The sequence below is a fragment of the Sporosarcina sp. resist genome, from assembly GCF_014302295.1.
GTDB classification, from domain to species: domain Bacteria; phylum Bacillota; class Bacilli; order Bacillales_A; family Planococcaceae; genus Sporosarcina; species Sporosarcina psychrophila.
Genome location: NZ_CP060287.1, coordinates 4,480,821 through 4,501,425 on the forward strand (window position 1 = coordinate 4,480,821; position 20,605 = coordinate 4,501,425).

Here is a 20,605-nt window from a genome sequence, read left to right on the forward strand (position 1 = left end):
ATTGCTACGGAGGAATAAGCTGAGTAAAAATCTGGACGCACAGTGACGTCGATTTTCACTAATCCTATCCTCGTAGGGTACGTGTGATCCATAAAGGCAGGTCTCCTGGCTCGTGTTCAAGGCTTGCCGCGTCTTCCCGGAACTTTTTCCAGTGACACATTGCGACTAACTCACACTTACAGTGGCGGGACCGCGCCGGCATTGAACCGACTTCCCTTTTAACCCCGTTTTTAATGCGGGGCACCTTTATGTTTGGTATGTATTTTGTACAACTTTCAGTATACTACAAATTTTTATTGTGTCGATAGTGAGGGAGATTTGTAGATTTAGATATGTTGAATTAAAGAATCCCGTTGAATCTGTTGTGTCGCTCGATGATGAGAGAGTATTAATTCGGAATGTGGATTGTAGATCGCTTGGCGCTAGAGTGTACATTAATCGGAAGAGTTGTAGTTCGGCGTGTGGATTACAGATCGCTTGGCGCTTTGGGGATGCCTCTCGCCATGAGTTTGGACTGAGATTATAATGTGAGTACTATTTTATACTAATTTCATTGAAGAAAGACATACTACGAGCTACAGGTCTTTTCCCCGACAATGCAATGTGCATTCTATTATATAGACAATCCAGCGAAGGCACGCCTTCGTGGTAGCCGGAGCGATAAGACTGAAAGCGGTCTTCTTTCTGGCTTATCGCGGGAGGCATCCACAAAGCGTCGAAGCGATATTAGCAGGATTTCTAATTCATTCCAGGTAGTTGGACTTATTCAGCGGCCTTCCAAAAGCCCTTGTAAAAGAGCATGCATCGTATTCATTTGTTCAACATATATAGAGAGAATATCTGCATGTGAAAAACGCCATACTTGAGAGATAACAATCTCTCAAGTATGGCGTTCAATTTTATTACATCTTTTCTGGAGCAGAAACACCAATAAGTTTCAATGCATTTGCAATTGTTGTGCGTGTGATTGTAATTAGTGCCAGACGTGCTTCCGATAATTCGCGGTTGTCTGGATCTAATACTTTTTCTGCGTTATAGAAGCTATGGAATGTAGCCGCTAGTTCTTGGATATATGTTGCAACGCGGTGTGGTGAACGAATTCTCGCTGCATCACTGATTACTTGCGGGAAGTCACCGATTTTCTTCAGTAATTCCAACTCTTTTTCAGCTTGCAGTAAAGAAACATTATCCACAGATACAGCCATGCCATTTTCATCAGCTTGGCGCAAGATTGATGAAATCCGTGCATGCGCATATTGTGCGTAGTACACAGGGTTTTCATTCGACTGAGAAATCGCTAGATCTAGGTCGAAGTCCATCTGCGAGTCACCTGAACGCATTGCGAAGAAGTAACGGACTGCGTCCAGACCAACTTCCTCAACTAGCTCACGCAAGGTTACAGCTTTCCCCGTACGTTTACTCATCTTGAACTTTTCACCGTCTTTATATAACTGAACCATTTGTACGACACTGACTTCGAGCGTGTCATTGCCGTAACCAAGCGCTTCGATTGCCGCTTTCATCCGTGGAATATAACCATGGTGATCTGCGCCCCAAATATTGATAAGTTTATCGAATCCGCGGAACAATTTATCCTCATGGTACGCGATATCCGGCGTTAAATACGTGTAAGTACCGTCGTTTTTGATTAACACACGATCTTTGTCATCACCGAAAGTTGTTGAACGGAACCATGTTGCGCCATCTTCTTCAAAGACATGGCCATTGGCACGTAATTTATCAAGAGCAACATCGATTTTGCCGTTTTCATACAATGAAGTTTCAGAGAACCAGACATCAAACGACACACGGAAATTCGCAAGGTCTGTTTTTAGCTTTTCTAATTCATGCTCCAGGCCATATTGGCGGAAGAATGCATAACGCTCTTCATCTGGCGTGTTGACGTATTTGTCGCCATATTCAGCTGCCAGCATTTTACCGATATTAATAATGTCCGGTCCTTGGTAGCCGTCTTCAGGCATTTCTTTATCCAACCCGAGTGCTTGGAAATAACGTGCTTCAACAGAATTAGCAAGGTTGTGCACTTGATTTCCTGCATCGTTAATGTAGTATTCACGTGCCACATCGTAGCCAGCGAAATCGAGAACGTTGGATAGAGAATCACCAAGAGAAGCTCCGCGTGCATGTCCAAGGTGAAGGTCACCTGTCGGATTAGCAGAAACAAATTCAACTTGGACTTTTTGTTTATTGCCAAAGTTTGAACGGCCGTAGTTCTCGCCTTGTTCAAGAACGGTCTTGACGATGCCGCCTAAGTAATCCGTTTTTAATTTTATATTGATGAAACCAGGACCTGCAATTTCAATCGATTCGATCGAAGTGCCATCCGTATTTAGTTTTTCAAGAATCGCTTCCGCAATTGCACGCGGCGGCTTTTTCGCTAACTTTGTCAGTTGCATAGCAATGTTCGTTGCATAATCGCCGTTGTCTTTGTTATTAGGCGTTTCAAGCATAATGTCCGGTATTGCCGTTTCTTCTGCCAAACCCGCATCAATTACAGCTTGACGGAGTGCCACTTTTACCTCTTGTTGAATCTGTTCTACCGCGTTCATATTGTTCCCTCCGTGTATGTAATAGTCAGTTCGTATGTTCCAAGAAGCGATCCTTCTGCATGCAAATCGTAATGCACATTGAAGCGTCCTCCGGAATTGTCTTCTTGCTCCTTGAAATCGAGCTTGTCCGTTTTGACAAGTAAGTCAAACGTCGCCGGTCCACTGCCGTACGTTCCTGGACGTTCACCAGCTGCAACAAATGGCAATCGCATCGTAACTGCACCGCGACGCATAATAAGTGCATCTGTAGAATCCAATTTAACAATTGTTTGAATCGACTTTCCACTTTGTTGTTCTTCATATTTCAAATAAGATTTGCCTGCTTTTTCAATCAGCAAACCTTTTGCATTCAATTCATGCTTCTCCTCGTCTTGGCCTGGATGGCGAATTGACGAATGGAGCTTAATCGTTACATATCGCCCTTTTTCCCGCGATTCCATATACTCACTGTCCTTTTCATGAAAACATCTTCTTATTATATCCTTTTTACGGTCTACATTTCAATCTATCCGAGCAATGCATGTTTTTACGCATGTTCCGTTTAATCTGTTTCCATGCGTCCCATACTAGATGCAAAGATATGGACGGGACGGGATCGTATGCAACGGACAGTATATGTGAAACAGAAAAAAAGACGCTCGGCATTACGAAGGCTGTTGCTGCTATCCGTCACGATGATAATGGCGGTGCTGACCATCTTCCTATCGCTCAGGCTCTATGCTCAAATTACAGGCGCACCTTCTTTAAGCGTGCCAAAAGCTTCTGTCTTTCTTGATAAAGATGGCAAGCAAATTGGCGACCGGTTTTCCGCAGAACGACGGTACTGGGTAGACCTCGATGACATGTCACCGTTTCTAATCGATGCAGTCGTTGCGACAGAAGACAAGAATTTTTATAGCCACAACGGTTTTGATTATAGACGGATTGCAGGCGCTCTTTTGAAAGATGCGAAATCCGGGCGCAAAGTCGAAGGAGCCAGCACAATTACCATGCAATATGCGAAAAACTTGTATTTGACGTTTGAAAAGACATGGAAACGGAAAATCACTGAAGCACTTTATGCTTACCGAATGGAAATATTTTACGAAAAAGATGTCATCTTAGAAGGTTATTTGAATACTGTTTACTTCGGACATGGCATGTATGGTGTCGAGGCGGCAAGTAAGTTTTATTTCGGAAAGTCAGCAAAAGATCTGACGTTAGAGGAATCCGCCGTTATTACTGCCATCGCGAAAGGTCCTTCGGTTTATTCGCCTATTGAAAATCCCGAGAAATCGAGGGAACGAACATTGCTGGTATTGTCACTTATGGAGGCGCAAGGGTACATTACTGCGCGCCAAGAAGAACGGGCGACGAACGAACAAATTACGTTAAAAAACCGCGAATGGGCTGACTCTAAGCGCGTTGCCCCTTATTTTCTGGATGAAGTTTGGCGCGAGGCTGAAAAAGTACTTGTGGCGAAAGGACGCTATCCGGCTGAAGGTGGTTGGACAATCCGGACAACGCTGGATCCACTTCACCAACAAGCCGCCGAAGAAACGATCGCTAAATGGATGCCGGATAGCGGTTTACAAGTTGGGTTCATGTCGATAGAAACAGGAACGGGTGCAATCACATCGCTCATAGGTGGGATAAATTATACCGAAAGTCCGTTCAACCGGGCGACCCAAGCAAAGCGTCAGCCCGGCTCGGCGATGAAACCTATTTTGTATGCAGCTGCACTCGAAGATGGGTTCAGTCCACTGACATTTTTATCGACGGAAAAAACCATTTTCACTTATGATGAAGGCCGTTCAACGTATGAACCAAACAATGTGAACGGTAAATTTGCTGGCCACCCTATCTCGCTTGCGCAGGCACTGGCTATTTCTGATAATATTTACGCAGTGAAAACGCTTGAAGATATCGGTTATAAGAAATTCAGCAAAATGGCTGAACGTCTTGGCGTTGACGGTGAATTCGAAGAATCTCCTGCAACCGCACTTGGCACTTCACTTGTCACACTTTCTGACATGACAAATGCCTATAACCGAGTTGCGTCAGGCGGTATCGAAACAGTCCCAACGACGATTCTATCCATATCAGATGCAGACGGAAAAACGGTCTATGAACATCCGAAGAAGAGCAAGAAACATGTCATCAGCGAACAGGATGCATTTGTTCTCACTCATCTGATGACTGGTATGTTCGATCCAGTGTTCAACGATTATTCTACTGCCACTGGTTTATCTATGCGCTCAAAACAGACGCGGCCCTATGCAGCAAAATCTGGAACGACGATTTCGGATCAATACTTAATTGGCTACACCCCTTCACTAACGGCGGGGATTTGGACCGGATATGATGTCGGAAAGCAACTGACCGACACGACGGATAAAGCGGCATCGAAAAAAATATGGATCGACTTCATGGAGACCGTAAATCGCGGTCTTCCACCCGAACCGTTCATCCCTCCGAATGGAGTCAATGGCGTCATTATTGACGTTGACACAGGTGGTATCGCTGTAAATGAATGCGAGAAACAACGGCTTGTTTATGTAAAAGAAAAGGATATGCCACAAAAGCTATGTACGGATAAAGTGCTACGAGAACAGCGCACAGTAGGCGAAACTGACGGGAAGAAGTTTGAACTATTTCCGTTTTCGTTTTTTGAGTGATTTTGGTGTTGAGGATATGATTGGTTGGTGTGGGATATGATCGGGTGGCGCTGGGTTATGATCGGTTTGCGCGGGATATGATCGGACGGCACTGGTTATGATCGGTTTGCGCGGAATATGATCGGGTGGCGCTGGGTTATGATCGGTTTGCGCGGGATATGATCGGGCGGCACTGGTTATGATCGGTTCGCGCGGAATATGATCGGGCGGCACTAGTTATGATCGGTTTGCGCGGGATATGATCGGGCAGCGCTGGTTATGATCGGTTCGCGCGGAATATGATCGGGCGGCACTGGTTATGATCGGTTCGCGCGGAATATGATCGGGCGGCGCTCCCGAATTCATCAAAATCAAAAAAGCTTTCCTCTCCCGAATTAAATCGGGGAAGGAAAGCTTTTTTACCGTTCAAGGCGTCCTGCTAAATGGTGTATCGCGCTTGGGTTTGTTTGATACGTTATTCATCAGGGAGTGCACGATTCCGGTTGTCCTAGCTTACAATTGCAAGCTGTGATTTCAGTGTACTGCCTTTCAAGCTGACATTCAACCTCGGATTGAGAAGTATGCGGAATTTGTCACTTTTTGTTCACAACTCCGGCGAATCCACACTCAAATCAACATGCAGTTTTGGTTCGCTTCTGTCCCACATTTCCTTGTTATGAGTAGCAAGGAATTCAGCTAAAATCTGCTTTGATTTATCATCCATATGCTCAACAATGATATTCCGTTTCATCGATTTATCCATCCGATTAACGTGATCGGCAAGCACTTTATACCCTCGGCGTTTTTCACGATTAACGACCATTTCACACGCTGTAACGCCCGCATAATATGGCCCTTGTTCGCGGAAATCGATTGTTACCCAGACAAGCCAATATGGTTTGCCACCTTCTGAATCTTCGCGGTTCAGCGTAAATTTGACACCGCGTTCTGTATCGCTTCTAGCATGCATCGCACCTATCTCAATACGCGCAACGCCTTCATTGACATCGATAATGACAGGTGACACGTTTTCAAGTGACAACGAACCAATCCCGTACCCGCCATGACCGTCAGTCGGATCGTCCTTTATAATTGTGAAACCCAATTTCTGTTTCGGTTTATTTTCATTTGTCATTTATTCGTCCCCTCCAAATCTGATACTATGTATACTATACCCAATATATACAGAGAGGGGGAAATGTAATGCCAATCGTAACTGTGAAAATGTTGGAAGGTCGTACAGATGAACAAAAACGTGCGCTATGCGAAAGAGTGACAGAAGCTGTCGCTGAAACAACAGGTGCACCTGCTCAAAATGTTTCTGTCATCATTGAAGAAATGTCGAAAAGCCATTATTCCATCGCTGGAAAACGTCCTAGCGATCAATAATTAATTTCCAAAAAGGCTGCCTCATAACGGAAAGTTTCCGACATGGGGCAGCCTTTTTTATTACTGTCCAGACTCCAAGCGTCAGCCCCTCGAGTCGCTTCTGTCCTAAAGATAAAGACAAAGAGCGTCTTTATTTTAGGCCATTCAGTAGGGAGGGATTGAACTGCATCCCTCCTACTTGTCGGGGCTTAACGACGCTTTCCGCTTTTCTTTACTGAACCGCATACGTTTGAATTTCACTTATGAAGTCAAATGCAGCTGTCATCTCCTCCGCAGAGAAGTTCAGTTTATTTTTCACGATAAGGACTTTAGCGATTTGCTCGTCCTTGTCAAGATGATCAAAGTACAGCAATGTCGAAACGAGTTCGAGGAAACGGGAGCTCTTGACGTTCATGCTGTCGATGCAGGTCCCTAGCATTGCGTGGGCAGCGTCTGCCATTTCGAGGAAACCCGCCCCCTCGCCTGTCACTTGATAGCTATATTGGACGTACGATCCTTTGTCCATACACTGCTCCGCCAGAAATCCCATTTCGCATAGTTCCTCAATACGCAACGTTAATTCTTCCGAGTAGGGTCCGTACATGTGAAGCTCATATTTTTCAGCGAATGGGAAATTCATCTTTTTCGCAATATAAATCATTTTTTGTAACTTTTTTCGTCCAGTGACTTCATTCGCCATTGAGATGAATTGCACAATTTTAGCGTGTTCTGATAACACCTTCCCTCACACCTACCCTTTCAGCATATCTAAAATTCGGCCATACAGCGGATTTTGTTCTTTTCCTGCTTCCAAAACATCTTCCGGGAAATAGATTTTATGGTCTGTTCGTCTTTTACCTGAAATCGCATCTACGACATCCGATGAACGCGATAATTCGCTTAAGTCCCCATTTCGCATTTGTAAGTATATCGGTAAGCGTTCGTTTTCTTCACCTGGACCGTAAAAGTCGTAAGGTAAATCTGACGACGAATCTGTAACCAGGTAATAAGCCGGATCAATTCCTGCTTCCTTGAATAACTGCTCGAGTTCACCGATTTTCCGGTATTCTGTTGCCGGATCAAATTCTGCGTACTGGAACAATCTTCTATTGATAAACCGATAGCAAAGGTCCGACAAGATTGCGTCGTCTTCCTTCATCCACATTTGGAAATAGGTTAATAAAATACTTTCATCAAGCGCAATATAGTCTTCAAGCAGAAATGTCTTATCAAAAAAAGAGCGGAAGTGGACAGGTTCTTGTTTAAAGATATACCCGCTTTCATGTAATTGCTTTGCACGATGTAAAATTTTGATCAAAATAACTTCAGCGCTACGTGACACTGGATGGAAATAGACTTGCCAGTACATCTGGTAACGGCTCATTATATAATCTTCCACTGCGTGCATACCGCTATATTTGATAACCGCCTGTTCTTCTGTAGGCCGCATGACACGAAGAATACGTTCCATATCGAAATGACCGTACGACACCCCTGTAAAATAAGCGTCACGCTGTAGATAATCCATCCGATCGGCATCAATTTGACTTGAAATCAGACTGACAACAAGCTTATCCGGATAGGTTTTCCCAATTATATCAGCCACTTTTTGTGGGAAATCAGGTGCCACACGACGAAGCACTGCATTTACTTCTGTGTCCCCTAACAAAATCGCTTGCGTAAATTGTTCATGATCGAGATCGAACACTTTTTCAAAGGCGTGCGAAAACGGGCCATGTCCTAGATCATGCAACAACGCCGCACACATCGTTACTAGACGTTCCTCATTGTTCCATTCAGGCCTGCCGCTGAAACCGTCGTCAATGATGCGTCTGACGATTTCATAGACACCGAGCGAATGGTGAAACCTACTATGCTCCGCCCCATGAAATACGAGATACGTCGTGCCTAGTTGTTTGATCCGGCGAAGGCGCTGAAATTCACTTGTGCCAATAACGTCCCAAATCACTTTATCGCGCACGTGAATATATCGATGCACAGGATCTTTGAAAACTTTTTCTTCGACCAGTTTTTCATCTTTGTATTCCATAGTGCACCTCCGTCAACTCATTCCCTTTAGTATAATCGTAAAAATGGTTCGTAGGAAGATGGAAAAAGGTTCATTTGAGTGAAAAAAAGATAGAATGCTTTTTTCATTATGAATAAAGTAACGAAATCCTGTCCACACTGACCGTAGAAAGAGACTATGAACATATGACTGGAGGCACGGAGATGGTGAAAGTTAGACAGGATGCTTGGATTGAAGAAAACGATACTTTATTAGCCGACACAGTACTACGACATGTTCGCGAAGGTAGTACACAACTTAGCGCTTTCGAAGAAGTTGGGGACGCGCTCAACAGAACGGCAGCAGCTTGCGGGTTCAGATGGAACGCAGTTGTAAGACGTGATTATGAAAAAGAGCTTTCGGACGCGAAGAAAGAACGCAAACAAGCAATACGTGTACTTGGAAAAGACTTTAAACGACGGGGACAACAATTATATAGCCCTTCGCAAGGACTAGAGGAAGAACAAAAGATTTCCGTTCCGTTATCAGCACTCTCACTCGATACGGTTATCGCATTTCTTGTCCGCATGCATCACACAGGCGTGGGAGATAACGAGTCACTTCGCTGGAGGCAAACTGCTAAAATCGCGAATGAAAAGTCGGAGCAACTCCAAAAAGAAATCGAAAAACTGCAACAGGAAAATAAAACCCTGCGCGCCGATTACGAACAATTTGTTCAAATTATGAACCGCGCACGCCGTCTCGTCACGCTAGATGATGATGCTGATCGCACAGCACCGGTTTTCAAAATGGAGCAAAATGGAAACCTAGTTTCAAAAGAACCGCCTATCAATCATCATTGATAGGCGGTTTTTCTTTGTTTTTGCTGGGGTGTTGTTTAGTTTTAGGAAGATGTTGTTTACTTTCGACGGAACGTTGTTTAGTTTGGCGAAAACGTTGTCTACTCGCCAAAATAACGCTTTCTCCCACTACTAAACCGATTGTTCATCCGCGCGCCAGCATTTTTTGATTGCGTTCGAAGACTCGGTTCAAATAAAAGGTGTATAACTCCATTTCCTCCGGTTTCAAGCCGCCTATCTCCACATGATCCGCAAGCTCGCGCAACATAAGCTGGATACGAATAACAACATCGTTCACCGTGAGCGGCATGTCCAGAAGTTCTGACAGGGATGCCATCACTTCCGGTTTAATGACCGGATAAGTGAACTTCGTTTCTTCTCCCTGCAAGCCCGTTTCGTAAAAATCACGGATTAGCTCAGCACGTTCCGCCCCACTTCCTTCAACGCAAAGGTAGACTTGGACTGCGATACCTTGACGCAATCTACGCTGTGAAATACCGGCAAATTTGCGGCCATCAATACTCAAATCATACGAGCCCGGACAATATGATCCTACAATTTCATAGGCTTCAATACGGTCTCCTGCTTCCGGAAAAAGCATACGAACAAATGCGAGCATTACTTCATAACCTGCTGGAATATCGATTGAAGAGTCGAGTTCAGATAGAACAATTGATATGTTTAATACACCTTCGTCAAGCACTACTGCAAGTCCACCTGAATTGCGGACAATCGCGTTATAACCAGCATTTTCAAGTGTCGAAACTGCTTCTGTAACATGCGGTAGCCGATGATCCTGGATACCGAGCACGACCGTTTGATTGTGTACCCATGTACGAACTGTCGGGACGCTTATCTGCTGGCCGACGAGATGACAAAGCGTATCGTCGGCGGCGAATGATTCTAGTGCGGAACGCGTACGTGTTGTCATGGATTCATCCACAAAACGCCATGTGGGAATAGTTAAAAAAGACTCATATGATATCATTCCAATTTCTCCTGCTCATAGACTTTGTGCCGCGGTTAACAAGGCAAGCTTGTAGACATCTGCAGCGGAACAACCGCGTGACAAATCATTTACGGGAGCATTCAATCCTTGAAGAATGGGGCCAATTGCTTCGTAGCCGCCAAGACGCTCCGCTATTTTATAACCAATATTACCCGCTTCAAGTGATGGGAAAACGAAGACGTTCGCGTTACCTTTAATGACTGATTCAGGTGCCTTTTTCGCAGCAATTTCCGGAACATAGGCCGCATCAAATTGGAACTCACCGTCGAGTAGCAAATCAGGTGCAAGCGATTGAGCGATTTTCACCGCGTTCGCAACTTTTTCTGTTTCTTCCGTTACGGCAGATCCTTTTGTAGAGAAACTCAGCATCGCAACACGTGGATCCACACCGAATGCCTGCGCTGTTTTGGCGCTTTCAATCGCGATTTCAGCCAGTTCTTGCGCTGTTGGTGCAACCGTAATCGCACAATCTGCAAAGACGAGCCGTTCATCGCCTTTCATCATAATAAAGGCCCCGCTAGTCCTTGAGATACCTGGTTTTGTTTTAATAATTTGAAGCGCCGGTCGTACGGTGTCTGCAGTTGAATGCGCTGCCCCACTCACCAATCCGTCCGCACGCCCTGTATAAACGAGCATCGTTCCAAAATAATTTACATCTGTCAATTGTTTACGTGCTTGCTCCAATGTCGCTTTGCCACCCCGACGTTCCACGAACTTTCCGGCTAGTTCTTCAAAGTAAGAAACACTCTCGGGATCAATGATATCTACTTCCGAAATATCAATTCCTGCTTCAGTTGCGACTTCTTGCACTTCGGTTTCATTGCCAAGAAGAACTGGCTTCACAAGCCCTTCCCCTTGCAAGCGTGAAGCCGCTTCTAGTACGCGGATATCCGTTCCTTCCGGTAGGATAATCGTCTTTCTTTTGCCACTCAAACTTTCTTTAATTCCTTTAAATAAATCAGCCATTAGAAATCCACCTTTCGCATACTCTCATGCTCTAAGCATACACCAATGATGCGGGTGGTAAAAGCGTTTCACTTCATGTCAAATTCGTGACAACAGCGCTAGCAAAGGACGTTTTACAGCCTTCTATGCTACACTCATTTAAGAAGTTAATTCATAATGAAGGAGTTTGATTTCATATGATCGAAGCAGCAAAAACACTTGATGGTTGGTACGTTTTACATGATTTACGCTCGATGGACTGGGCATCTTGGAAATTAGTTTCAAAAGAAGAACGCCAAGCAGCAGTAGAGGAATTTCTTGTTTACCTTGAAAAACTTCAAAAAACAGATGACGATAAAACAGGAGCACATGCTTTCTATACAGTAATTGGCCAAAAAGCTGATTTCATGCTTATGACTTTGCGTCCGACAATGGACGAACTGCAAGAGCTTGAAACGGAATTCAATAAACTCGCAATCGCTGATTTCACGATTCCAGCGTATTCGTACCTGTCAGTCGTTGAACTATCGAACTACCTTGCAGGCGAGTCCACTGATGATCCTTATCAAAACCCATATGTACGCGGACGTCTGTACCCTGAACTTCAACGCAGCCAATACATCTGCTTCTACCCGATGGACAAGAAGCGCGATGGCGATGTCAACTGGTACATGCTCGATATGGATAAACGCAAAGAATTGATGCGCGCACACGGTTTGATTGGCCGCAGCTACGCTGGAAAAGTGAAACAAATCATTTCCGGTTCTGTCGGTTTCGACGACTACGAATGGGGCGTTACACTGTTCGCGGACGACGTTCTTCAGTTCAAAAAGTTGATTTATGAAATGCGTTTTGACGAAGTAAGCGCACGCTACGCTGAATTCGGCTCATTCTTTGTGGGTACGATTTTAGAAGGCGACAAAAAAGCAGCATTTTTCAACATCTAAATCGTAGGTTATATCGCCTGACTGTGACTTTGCAGTTAGGCTTTTTTGTATTTGGTAGGCATGTTTCATTCCAGCTGCGCATATGATTCCCCAAGGGGGTTGTGCCGTGGCAGTAATAAAGTACACGGATGCTGAACTGGATCTACTTGCACGGTTAATGCGCGCTGAAGCAGAAGGCGATGGCCAATTAGGCATGCTTTTAGTCGGTAATGTCGGAGTGAATCGCGTACGTTCCGGATGTCTCGATTTCAATGATATACGAAGTTTGCAAGATATGGTTTTCCAAAGTCCAGGAGGCTTCGAGGCTACGACGAAACCGTATTTTTATCAGCGTGCTCGCGAACTGGATCGAAATCTAGCAAGGCGCGTTGTCAACGGCGAACGTTTCACTCCGGGAGAACGATCATTATGGTTTTTCATGCCAACAGGAGATTGCCCGGCACAGTGGTATAACCAATGGAACACAGGTAGATTCAAGTCGCACTGTTTCTTTTCCCCAACGGTTCAAGACTGCCCTAACCTGTAACTCAAAAGAAGAAAGGATGAAGAAATGGTCCAATACTATTGGAATCCGCCCTATCAAAATCAGCATGTCACACCACCGCAAGTAACGCTTCCAGCTGGAGGTAGGCCACCCGGACCACCCGGACGTGAACAGTCATACATCGAAAATATTTTACGATTAAACAGAGGCGAACCTGGAACTTTCCATTTTTCATTCGAACATGCACTGGACTCTGGTAAAAATACGAAAACCGTACGTGGTACCGTAGAGGCTGCTGGACGTGACCATGTTATCTTAAGTGATTCGACAACAGGACATCGTTTTCTATTTCCAATGATTTATTTTGATTATGCTGAATTTGATAATGAAGTGAAGTATTTTCCACAACAGCCCTGAATTTAAAAAATCTTCCGCGAGCCTCGTATAGGGCCTCGCGGAAGATTTTTTTAGTTTGAAAATTTAATAGCTGCAACAATCAGCATGATCCAGCCTGCGATGAATGCAACGCCACCGATTGGTGTGATAGCACCGAGTATGCCGATTCCCGTGAGGCTCAGTACATACAGACTACCAGAGAAAATGATGATACCCGCGAGGATCAAATAACCTGCCCAGCTTAGCTGTGTGACTGGTCCAAAAAGCGATGGACTCATAAGAATTCCGATTGCAAGCAAAGCGAGTGCGTGAAACATTTGATACTGTACAGCGGTTTCCCAAATTGCTAAATAATGTTCGGATAGTTTCTCTTTTAAAGCGTGAGCGCCGAATGCACCAAAGGCGACGGCGATGGCTGCGTTAACAGCCCCTGCAATAATGAAAAATGGCATATAAGCTCCTACTTTCTTATTATGATTTCAATATATCAGCATTTGCGAATTGTCTATCAAAAATCAAATAGCGAGCCGCCGTTTGCATCCTCTTCTTCAAGCAGTTTACCTTCCAACGATGTGATTGACTGCACAGCGCTAGTGGTTGTAAGCATTTTAGGAACAATTTTCTCTTCACGCTTACTTTGCCCACCGAGTGCAACTTCGCAAAGTGATCTGACGGCGGAAAACGCTTCCCGCATCGTACTTTCATCATTGGCGCGCCTCGCAACACTTAGTTGCCGCTCCATTTCAGAGATAATCCGGTCGTATGGTATCACTGTTTAGTGTCCCCTTTCTTCTGTTCAAATTGCAAACAGTCCATGCCAGACGATCTCCTCACGACGACCGATGGCATTTCTCGCGTTTTAAAACCATATGCTTTGCAGCCACGTGGATTTCGCTGATCCCATGTTATGAAGAAATGTTGGCATTGAAAACAATTCACTGCCACAATGCTCCACCTCTTTTCTCTCTCAACTTTAGCACTATCACCGTTCTACTTACAGCACGCCGCCTATTCGGCACCAGTCAATCGGCGTCTCATTCCACGATTCAAGCAACTGATTGGTCTTCGAATACGGACGGCTACCGATGAAACCGCGACTCGCGCTTAACGGGCTTGGATGAACCGATTCGATGATTGCGTGTCGCGATACATCAATGAGTTTCTTCTTTTCTTGCGCAGGACGGCCCCATAAGACGAAGACGATTGGATTTTCTCGCTCCGACAAACGCCGGATTACTTCATCCGTAAACGTCTCCCACCCTTGTTTGCGATGCGAATGCGCTTGTCCATCCCTTACAGTAAGTACGGTATTTAACATGAGTACGCCTTGTTGCGCCCACCCCGTCAATGTCCCGCCCTCTGGCAACGGACAATCGATATCAGTTGCGAGTTCCTTGAACATATTGCGAAGACTAGGCGGTATTTTGACGCCAGGTTTCACGGAAAAGCTTAATCCATGTGCTTGTCCAGGTCCATGATACGGATCTTGTCCTAATATAACGACCTTTACCTCATTAAAAGGAGTCAACTTAAATGCAGTCCACAAATCATCCATCTGTGGATGAATCATTTCTTCCTCATATTCCTTCTTCAGGAATTCACGCAGCTTACTATAGTAGGGTTTCTCGAATTCATCATCCAAGACTTCATCCCAATCGTTACCGAAAAGTTCCTTATGCACAACCCATCACTGCTCCTTGAATTCAATCGTCACATCGTACCCCGCAAATGAAAACATTTCTTTTAGTGTTTTCTCGGCATTCTGCTGCGCCGTTAGCAAGACACCTTGTCCTGTGGCTTCTTCCAATATAAGCACTTTTGCTTCAGCGGCAAGTTCATAGGCCTCTTCAATATTCGCTTTTTCTCGGAAGACTCCTTCGTAGGAATACACTTCAACCTTATCAAAATAAATTTCTGCTCCTCCTAAAAAGGTAGCAGGCGGCAAAGTAAGTTTTGCTGCTTTTTTCTTTTCATCGACAACGACATCTTTTTCCGTAAGGCCGGACATGTCGACACCAGCTTTCACTGATCCCGGAATAACAACCAACAACTGCCGTTTCGTTCCTGGTAAATTGAGTCCGATGCTTTGTCCAAACAATGTATTATCTTGTCGTTCAATGATAACCTTGGTATAAGCTTCAGCAGTTGCGAGTTCGTTCAAGTCTTGGATTTGTTCAAGGAATGCGCCTTTTTGTTCTGTAAATGTGCTCCCTTGTTTTAAAATGAAGAATGTTGCAAACGGCAAAGCGACAATCAACAGTAAAATTAGAAGGGCAATTGCGATGAACGACTTTTTCCATACCGAAAAAAACACTTTCCCGACACGCCAAAATCCGTGCGGACGGTCTTCTACTTCTTCTACCGTCACTGCAGTTTGTTCTTTGGAAGCTTTTAATTCTTTCATTAGTTGTTCGATTTTCTTGTCATCCGCCACTTCATCCCTCTTTTCCTCTTTTTCCGACACTATCATATACGTTAACATTATAGGAAAGTTCCCTTTCAAACAACTAGAAAGACATGGTACGATTGTATGGGAGGGATGCGACATGGCTGATATGCAATTACGCGACAAAATGAAAAAAGTTTCTGAAGCCGCGAAACATGGTAATCGCGTGCCAGAACGTTCTAAAAACGCTGGACTCGTCGTTTTCCTTATTTTTATAGGGTGTGGAATTATCGTCATGTTTGCTCTTGCAATCGGGCTTATGATAAGCAAACACTTTATCGGTGCTGCTGTGATTTGTAGTATTGCGGCACTGCTCACATACTCCGTTTTCAAAATGATGAAAGCTGATAACATCGGACAATTGTAATTTCCGATTTTTTTGATAAGATTAAGTTAGAATTTATCCAAAAAAGGAGACAGACCAATTATGACGCTTAAAAAGACTTTAACAATCGCAGGATCCGATACATCAGGCGGCGCAGGGATTGCTGCGGACTTAAAAACATTCCAAGAGCACGGTACATATGGAATGACGGCAATTACGGTCATCGTGACAATGGATCCAGACAATAATTGGTCACACGGCGTTTACTCATTGCCAGTCAACGTTTTGAAATCGCAAATCAAAACTGCACTTTCAACAGGAATCGATGCCATTAAAACTGGCATGCTTAGCACAGAAGAAATCATCAAAATTGCAGGAAACGCGATTTCAGAATCAGGCCTCAGTCATGTAGTCATCGACCCAGTTATGGTTTGTAAGGGTGAAGACGAAGTGTTGAATCCTGGAACAGTAGACGCAATGGTTGAGTTCCTTCTTCCAAAAGCAGAAATTGTAACACCGAACTTGTTCGAAGCAGGACAACTTGCTGGCACAAAAACACCGAAAACGATTGAAGATATGAAAGCAGTTGCAGAAAAAATCCATTCACTAGGCGCTCGCAATGTTGTCATCAAAGGCGGCAAACAGCTTGACCACGATAAAGCCGTGGATCTGTTCTTTGACGGCCAAACGTTCACTCTTCTTGAAGCGGAAAAAACAGCGACAACTTACAATCACGGCGCAGGCTGTACGTTTGCCGCAGCAATCACAGCAAACCTAGCAAATGGTCTAGATGTAAAGGAATCTGTATTTGAGGCCAAAAAATTTGTCACAGCAGCCATTGCAAACGGCTGGAAACTGAACGAATACGTCGGACCTGTTATGCACGGAGCGAAAAATCGTTTCGGCGCACCTGAAATCACAACGACTGAAATTTAATAACGTTATTTCAATTAAAAGGCCAAGAGCTGTTTTCTCTTGGCCTTTTTTTGTTCTGTTCGTTGGACGCTTTCTGTAGATGGTTGGACACCTCGAGGAGTTTGTTGGACACTTCACCAATTTCGTTGGAAGCTTCACGATTCGTTGGACACTTTACGCGAATGGTTGGACACTTCTACAAATCTGTTGGACACCTCGAGGAGTTTATTAGACACTTCACGAACTTCGTTGGAAGCTTTACGATTTGTTGGACTCTTTCCACGAATGGTTGAACACTTCTACAAATCTGTTGGACACCTCGAGGAGTTTGTTAGACACTTCACGAATTTCGTTGGAAGCTTTACGATTTGTTGGACACTTCCCGTGAATGGTTGGACACTTCTACAAATCTGTTGGACATCTTGAGGAGTTTGTTAGACACTTCATGAACTTCGTTGGAAGCTTTACGGTTTGTTGGACTCTTTACGAGAATGGTTGGACACTTCTTCAATTTCGTCGGAAACTCCTCGATTCGTCGAACACTCTCTACGTCAAGACCCATGAATCGCATTCAACAGCCCCTTTCTATATACTAAAGAGAAGAACGTTTACAGTTTTAAGGAGGGCTATTCATGGAATTAGTAAAACCAGATCATTTACAGGAACTCATAACTTCTTTTGTTAATAAAGATGTGTACATCCATCTTGAAACAACGAACGGCTCATATGCTACCCACTTCAATGAAAGTGTATTCAACGCTGGAGCATTCATTCGCAATATCGTTATCAAATTCGAACTCGGTAAAGTGGCTGGCGATTCGCCTCACCGCATCGGATTAAAACTGCCATCTGGCTGGATTTATGCGCAAGGCATCACTCATTATAAACTCGACGAACACGGGCGTTTGCTTATGGCGGGACTCGATGCAGAAGGAAAACTTGCAGTCGCACTTGAAATCAGCGAAACACCATTCACATATTAATTAAGGAGGCAATTTTTTAATGATTAAAAAAGAACGTCATGTACTTGTCGTATTCCCCCACCCAGACGATGAAGCATTCGGTGTATCCGGTACCATTTCTTCTTACAGAGATATCGGCGTGCCTGTTACGTACGCTTGCTTAACATTAGGTGAAATGGGACGTAACCTTGGCAATCCACCATTTGCAAATCGCGAAACATTGCCTCAAATTCGCAAAGAAGAATTGAAAAAAGCGTGTGAAGCAATGGGACTCGATGATTTACGTATGATGGGATTCCGTGATAAAACAATCGAATTCGAAGATGATGAAAAAATGGTTAAACTAATTGCAGATTTAATTGAAGAAACGAATCCTTCACTCGTCATCACATTCTATCCCGGACTTGCCGTTCATCCCGATCACGACGCTACTGCGCGTGCAGTTGTGCGTGCAGTCCGAAGAATGCCAGAAACAGAACGTCCTACACTTCATACACTCGCCTTTGCGAATAATACCGTTGAAGTCCTCGGCGAGCCCGATGTCATTCACGATATTTCAGCAAATGCAGATAAAAAAATCGCAACACTCAAAGCTCATGCATCCCAAACCGTTTGGATGATGAAAGACATGGAGATAAAATGGAAAGCGCAGGACCCAGATGCACTTAAATGGCTTAACTTTGAGCGTTTTTATACCTATCAGTGGGATAAAGACTTCGAATAAGAGGATTATAAATGCTTCTCTTCAGGAATATTCATATAGAAAGAGACTACGAAATCACCTTGATTTTATAGTCTCTTTTTTCATGTATTTTTATTAACTAATCAAACTATTTATACCGTAGAACAAAATTCGTTACTATATGATAGCTACAAGGTTTTCCGAAATCAATAGACTGAAAAGTTATAATAGTATATACTTTATTCATTAAGATATAAAACAATATAATGTGTATAATTATTCACCATATACATGTTATACTGTTACAAAAAGGGGAATATAAAATGAAAAAATTTGCTTTATCCACATGGTTCTATTTTCTAGTTCCATCAATTCTCGGTATTCTTTTGTTCATGATCCCGATGAAGTATGCCGGGGACTGGAAAATACCAATTGCCATATTTGCCGATTTACTATCAGGGGCGATTGCTCCGGTTATGCCATGGGTCGCTACAATTACTCTAATTATCGCGGCACTTGGTTCGGTTGTATTTTTGGCTATTCGAGGGGACAAAGCCAAGCCATCCTTTATAACAAATTTATTCAAAGTATCGCTCTTTTGGACAATCGTCCGAATTATAGGTGCTACTTTAGCGGTACTTACCTTGCTTCAAGTTGGCCCAGAAGCTATTTGGAATGAAAATACTGGGGGACTTCTGCTAAGTGAAACCGGTCTCGTTACATTCCTGTTTACAATCTTTTTATTCGCAGGAATTCTCTTACCACTTCTTCTAAATTTCGGTTTACTTGAGTTTTTTGGAACAATGATGGTAAAAGTCATGCGCCCTCTTTTCAAAATACCGGGTCGTTCTTCCATCGATGCACTGACATCATGGATTGGGGATGGAACAATTGGTGTTTTGCTAACAAGTAAACAATATGAAGAAGGTTTTTATACGAAGAAAGAAGCAGCCATTATTGGAACGACTTTCTCTGTTGTATCGATTACATTTTCTATCGTTATCATTGAAGAAGTTGGACTTGGCGCTTACTTCTTACCATTTTACGGTACGGTCGTTTTAACTGGTCTGATCCTTGCATTTATTATGCCGCGGATTTATCCTCTTTCAAAAAAGAAAGAAGAATACATAGACGGTAGACCATTTACTGGCGATGAAGAAAAATTACCAGAAGGATACAGTGCTTTTTCACATGGACTTGAAAACGCATTAACAAAAGCGAATAACAGTCGTTCAATGGTTAAAACTTTTTCAGAGGGCCTAAAAAACGTCCTCGATATGTGGATTGGTGTTATTCCAGTCGTTATGGCTTTCGGAACAATTGCATTAATTCTTGCAGAGTATACAAGTGTCTTCACGATTTTAGGGAAACCGTTCGAACCGATTCTGTCCATACTAGGTATCCCTGAGGCGGCAGAGGCGGCGCAACTTATGGTCGTCGGATTCACGGACATGTTCCTGCCTGTAATTCTTGCGAATGGGCTGATTACATCTGAGTTGACATTGTTTGTTGTTGCCACTGTTTCAGTAACACAACTCATTTTCATGGCGGAAGTTGGGGGACTTCTGCTAGGCTCAAAAATTCCGGTAAACTTTTTCGAACTTGTTGCCATTTTCCTTTTGCGCACAATCATTTCATTACCGATTATCGCAGGAGTGGCACATCTTTTATTTTAATGAAACATGAAGACCTTGCAGATTAGTGCAAGGTCTTTTTTGTGGGTGGTTATGATTGGTTCTACGTGGGATATGATCGGTTGGTGTGGGATGTGATCGGTTAGCATGGGATATGATCGGTTCGCGTAGCTTATGATCGGTCGACGTGGGATATGATCGGTTAGCGTAGCTTATGATCGGTCGACGTGAGATATGATCGGTTCGCGTGGGGTATGATCGGTTAGCGTAGCTTATGATCGGTTGGCGTAGCTTATGATCAGTCGACGTGAGTTATGATCGGTTCACGTGGGATATGATCAGTTCGAAGTAGGTTATGATCGGTTCGCGTAGCTTATGATTGGTTCGACGTAGCTTATGATCGGTCGACGTAGGATAT

The 20,605-nt window shown here is 43.8% G+C and carries 23 protein-coding genes and 1 riboswitch; of the genes, 11 read left to right on the forward strand and 12 right to left on the reverse strand.

All coding sequences use genetic code 11. The features are described from left to right. Nucleotides 1–77 precede the first annotated feature (77 nt). Nucleotides 78–263, reverse strand: a riboswitch (cobalamin riboswitch). 639 nt (nt 264–902) lie between these two features. Both argS and H7992_RS21385 read right to left on the reverse strand, forming a co-directional pair. After that, nucleotides 903–2,570 carry an arginine--tRNA ligase gene (gene argS, locus H7992_RS21380; RefSeq protein ID WP_067213227.1) on the reverse strand — a complete coding sequence of 556 codons (1,668 nt, stop codon included), beginning with the start codon at nt 2,568–2,570 and terminating at the stop codon, nt 903–905. Then, nucleotides 2,567–3,010 (reverse strand): YwiB family protein, encoded by a 444-nt coding sequence (locus tag H7992_RS21385; RefSeq protein WP_187045947.1) that lies wholly within the window; start codon nt 3,008–3,010, stop codon nt 2,567–2,569. Before H7992_RS21385 ends, argS begins: the two co-directional genes overlap by 4 nt. A gap of 159 nt (nt 3,011–3,169) precedes the next feature. Between H7992_RS21385 and H7992_RS21390 the strand changes: the two genes are divergently transcribed. Beyond that, nucleotides 3,170–5,227 carry a transglycosylase domain-containing protein gene (locus H7992_RS21390; protein ID WP_187045948.1) on the forward strand — a complete coding sequence of 686 codons (2,058 nt, stop codon included), beginning with the start codon at nt 3,170–3,172 and terminating at the stop codon, nt 5,225–5,227. A gap of 583 nt (nt 5,228–5,810) precedes the next feature. Here H7992_RS21390 and H7992_RS21395 read toward each other — a convergent pair. Next, on the reverse strand, nt 5,811–6,341 hold the full coding sequence (locus H7992_RS21395; RefSeq protein ID WP_187045949.1) for a YwhD family protein: 531 nt from the start codon (nt 6,339–6,341) through the stop codon (nt 5,811–5,813). A gap of 68 nt (nt 6,342–6,409) precedes the next feature. Between H7992_RS21395 and H7992_RS21400 the strand changes: the two genes are divergently transcribed. Beyond that, nucleotides 6,410–6,595 (forward strand): 2-hydroxymuconate tautomerase, encoded by a 186-nt coding sequence (locus H7992_RS21400; RefSeq protein ID WP_187045950.1) that lies wholly within the window; start codon nt 6,410–6,412, stop codon nt 6,593–6,595. A gap of 211 nt (nt 6,596–6,806) precedes the next feature. Here the strand turns inward: H7992_RS21400 and H7992_RS21405 are convergent, their stop codons facing one another. After that, complete coding sequence (locus H7992_RS21405) at nt 6,807–7,313, reverse strand: YwgA family protein (protein WP_187045951.1); 507 nt, start codon at nt 7,311–7,313, stop codon at nt 6,807–6,809. Between the two features lie 12 nt (nt 7,314–7,325). After that, nucleotides 7,326–8,624: an HD domain-containing protein gene (locus H7992_RS21410; protein WP_067213241.1), complete on the reverse strand. Its 1,299-nt coding sequence runs from the start codon at nt 8,622–8,624 to the stop codon at nt 7,326–7,328. A 182-nt stretch (nt 8,625–8,806) separates the two neighbouring features. Between H7992_RS21410 and H7992_RS21415 the strand changes: the two genes are divergently transcribed. Then, nucleotides 8,807–9,445, forward strand: coding sequence for an RsfA family transcriptional regulator (locus tag H7992_RS21415; RefSeq protein ID WP_067213244.1), 639 nt, complete (start codon nt 8,807–8,809; stop codon nt 9,443–9,445). Between the two features lie 142 nt (nt 9,446–9,587). On the opposite strand, the gene H7992_RS21420 is transcribed toward H7992_RS21415, so the two are convergent. Then, nucleotides 9,588–10,430: an octanoyl-[GcvH]:protein N-octanoyltransferase gene (locus tag H7992_RS21420; protein WP_187045952.1), complete on the reverse strand. Its 843-nt coding sequence runs from the start codon at nt 10,428–10,430 to the stop codon at nt 9,588–9,590. A gap of 15 nt (nt 10,431–10,445) precedes the next feature. Further along, nucleotides 10,446–11,417: a phosphate acetyltransferase gene (pta, locus tag H7992_RS21425; protein WP_067213250.1), complete on the reverse strand. Its 972-nt coding sequence runs from the start codon at nt 11,415–11,417 to the stop codon at nt 10,446–10,448. A gap of 176 nt (nt 11,418–11,593) precedes the next feature. Here pta and hemQ point away from each other — a divergent pair, with 176 nt between their 5' ends. From hemQ to gerQ, 3 genes are all read left to right on the forward strand, one after another. Beyond that, nucleotides 11,594–12,343: a hydrogen peroxide-dependent heme synthase gene (hemQ, locus tag H7992_RS21430; protein ID WP_067213253.1), complete on the forward strand. Its 750-nt coding sequence runs from the start codon at nt 11,594–11,596 to the stop codon at nt 12,341–12,343. Nucleotides 12,344–12,449: 106 nt separating this feature from the next. Then, nucleotides 12,450–12,869 (forward strand): cell wall hydrolase, encoded by a 420-nt coding sequence (locus tag H7992_RS21435; protein WP_067213257.1) that lies wholly within the window; start codon nt 12,450–12,452, stop codon nt 12,867–12,869. Nucleotides 12,870–12,893: 24 nt separating this feature from the next. Beyond that, entirely contained in the window at nt 12,894–13,244 is a 351-nt protein-coding gene (gene gerQ / locus H7992_RS21440) for a spore coat protein GerQ (RefSeq protein WP_067213261.1), read from the forward strand. Nucleotides 13,245–13,294: 50 nt separating this feature from the next. Here gerQ and H7992_RS21445 read toward each other — a convergent pair whose 3' ends face one another. Genes H7992_RS21445 through H7992_RS21460 form a run of 5 tightly spaced genes read right to left on the reverse strand, consistent with a single transcriptional unit; the run spans nt 13,295 to nt 15,705 of the window. After that, nucleotides 13,295–13,675 (reverse strand): DUF423 domain-containing protein, encoded by a 381-nt coding sequence (locus tag H7992_RS21445; protein ID WP_067213264.1) that lies wholly within the window; start codon nt 13,673–13,675, stop codon nt 13,295–13,297. Nucleotides 13,676–13,731: 56 nt separating this feature from the next. Beyond that, the gene (locus H7992_RS21450; RefSeq protein WP_187045953.1) at nt 13,732–13,995 is read right to left on the reverse strand and encodes a YwdI family protein; all 264 of its coding nucleotides are present in this window, start codon (nt 13,993–13,995) and stop codon (nt 13,732–13,734) included. Beyond that, the gene (locus tag H7992_RS24915; protein WP_067213269.1) at nt 13,992–14,168 is read right to left on the reverse strand and encodes a uracil-DNA glycosylase; all 177 of its coding nucleotides are present in this window, start codon (nt 14,166–14,168) and stop codon (nt 13,992–13,994) included. The genes H7992_RS21450 and H7992_RS24915 overlap by 4 nt, the downstream gene beginning before the upstream one ends. A gap of 49 nt (nt 14,169–14,217) precedes the next feature. Further along, nucleotides 14,218–14,904 (reverse strand): uracil-DNA glycosylase, encoded by a 687-nt coding sequence (locus H7992_RS21455; protein ID WP_067213271.1) that lies wholly within the window; start codon nt 14,902–14,904, stop codon nt 14,218–14,220. A gap of 6 nt (nt 14,905–14,910) precedes the next feature. Further along, nucleotides 14,911–15,705: a DUF4230 domain-containing protein gene (locus H7992_RS21460; protein WP_255428515.1), complete on the reverse strand. Its 795-nt coding sequence runs from the start codon at nt 15,703–15,705 to the stop codon at nt 14,911–14,913. Between the two features lie 64 nt (nt 15,706–15,769). On the opposite strand from H7992_RS21460, the gene H7992_RS21465 reads away from it, so the two are divergent. The 5 genes from H7992_RS21465 (at nt 15,770) to H7992_RS21485 (ending at nt 20,229) form a co-directional block, all read left to right on the forward strand. Next, nucleotides 15,770–16,036 carry a hypothetical protein gene (locus H7992_RS21465; protein ID WP_067213274.1) on the forward strand — a complete coding sequence of 89 codons (267 nt, stop codon included), beginning with the start codon at nt 15,770–15,772 and terminating at the stop codon, nt 16,034–16,036. A 60-nt stretch (nt 16,037–16,096) separates the two neighbouring features. Further along, nucleotides 16,097–16,930 carry a bifunctional hydroxymethylpyrimidine kinase/phosphomethylpyrimidine kinase gene (gene thiD, locus H7992_RS21470; RefSeq protein ID WP_067213275.1) on the forward strand — a complete coding sequence of 278 codons (834 nt, stop codon included), beginning with the start codon at nt 16,097–16,099 and terminating at the stop codon, nt 16,928–16,930. A gap of 611 nt (nt 16,931–17,541) precedes the next feature. Next, nucleotides 17,542–17,892 (forward strand): YojF family protein, encoded by a 351-nt coding sequence (locus H7992_RS21475; protein WP_067213278.1) that lies wholly within the window; start codon nt 17,542–17,544, stop codon nt 17,890–17,892. Between the two features lie 19 nt (nt 17,893–17,911). Beyond that, a complete protein-coding gene (gene bshB2 / locus H7992_RS21480) occupies nt 17,912–18,595 on the forward strand; it encodes a bacillithiol biosynthesis deacetylase BshB2 (protein ID WP_067213280.1) in 684 nt (227 codons plus the stop codon). Between the two features lie 281 nt (nt 18,596–18,876). Continuing rightward, a complete protein-coding gene (locus H7992_RS21485; RefSeq protein WP_187045954.1) occupies nt 18,877–20,229 on the forward strand; it encodes a YjiH family protein in 1,353 nt (450 codons plus the stop codon). The last annotated feature ends 376 nt before the right edge of the window (nt 20,230–20,605 follow it).

Excerpts from the sequence above, each read along its gene's own strand:
- argS (WP_067213227.1), bottom strand. The coding sequence starts at position 2,570 with ATGAACGCGGTAGAACAGATTCAACAAGAGGTAAAAGTGGCACTCCGT.
- H7992_RS21385 (WP_187045947.1), bottom strand. The coding sequence starts at position 3,010 with ATGGAATCGCGGGAAAAAGGGCGATATGTAACGATTAAGCTCCATTCG.
- H7992_RS21390 (WP_187045948.1), top strand. The coding sequence starts at position 3,170 with ATGCAACGGACAGTATATGTGAAACAGAAAAAAAGACGCTCGGCATTA.
- H7992_RS21395 (WP_187045949.1), bottom strand. The coding sequence starts at position 6,341 with ATGACAAATGAAAATAAACCGAAACAGAAATTGGGTTTCACAATTATA.
- H7992_RS21400 (WP_187045950.1), top strand. The coding sequence starts at position 6,410 with ATGCCAATCGTAACTGTGAAAATGTTGGAAGGTCGTACAGATGAACAA.
- H7992_RS21410 (WP_067213241.1), bottom strand. The coding sequence starts at position 8,624 with ATGGAATACAAAGATGAAAAACTGGTCGAAGAAAAAGTTTTCAAAGAT.
- H7992_RS21415 (WP_067213244.1), top strand. The coding sequence starts at position 8,807 with ATGGTGAAAGTTAGACAGGATGCTTGGATTGAAGAAAACGATACTTTA.
- H7992_RS21420 (WP_187045952.1), bottom strand. The coding sequence starts at position 10,430 with ATGATATCATATGAGTCTTTTTTAACTATTCCCACATGGCGTTTTGTG.
- pta (WP_067213250.1), bottom strand. The coding sequence starts at position 11,417 with ATGGCTGATTTATTTAAAGGAATTAAAGAAAGTTTGAGTGGCAAAAGA.
- hemQ (WP_067213253.1), top strand. The coding sequence starts at position 11,594 with ATGATCGAAGCAGCAAAAACACTTGATGGTTGGTACGTTTTACATGAT.
- gerQ (WP_067213261.1), top strand. The coding sequence starts at position 12,894 with ATGGTCCAATACTATTGGAATCCGCCCTATCAAAATCAGCATGTCACA.
- H7992_RS21445 (WP_067213264.1), bottom strand. The coding sequence starts at position 13,675 with ATGCCATTTTTCATTATTGCAGGGGCTGTTAACGCAGCCATCGCCGTC.
- H7992_RS21460 (WP_255428515.1), bottom strand. The coding sequence starts at position 15,705 with ATGTTAACGTATATGATAGTGTCGGAAAAAGAGGAAAAGAGGGATGAA.
- H7992_RS21465 (WP_067213274.1), top strand. The coding sequence starts at position 15,770 with ATGGCTGATATGCAATTACGCGACAAAATGAAAAAAGTTTCTGAAGCC.
- thiD (WP_067213275.1), top strand. The coding sequence starts at position 16,097 with ATGACGCTTAAAAAGACTTTAACAATCGCAGGATCCGATACATCAGGC.
- H7992_RS21475 (WP_067213278.1), top strand. The coding sequence starts at position 17,542 with ATGGAATTAGTAAAACCAGATCATTTACAGGAACTCATAACTTCTTTT.
- bshB2 (WP_067213280.1), top strand. The coding sequence starts at position 17,912 with ATGATTAAAAAAGAACGTCATGTACTTGTCGTATTCCCCCACCCAGAC.
- H7992_RS21485 (WP_187045954.1), top strand. The coding sequence starts at position 18,877 with ATGAAAAAATTTGCTTTATCCACATGGTTCTATTTTCTAGTTCCATCA.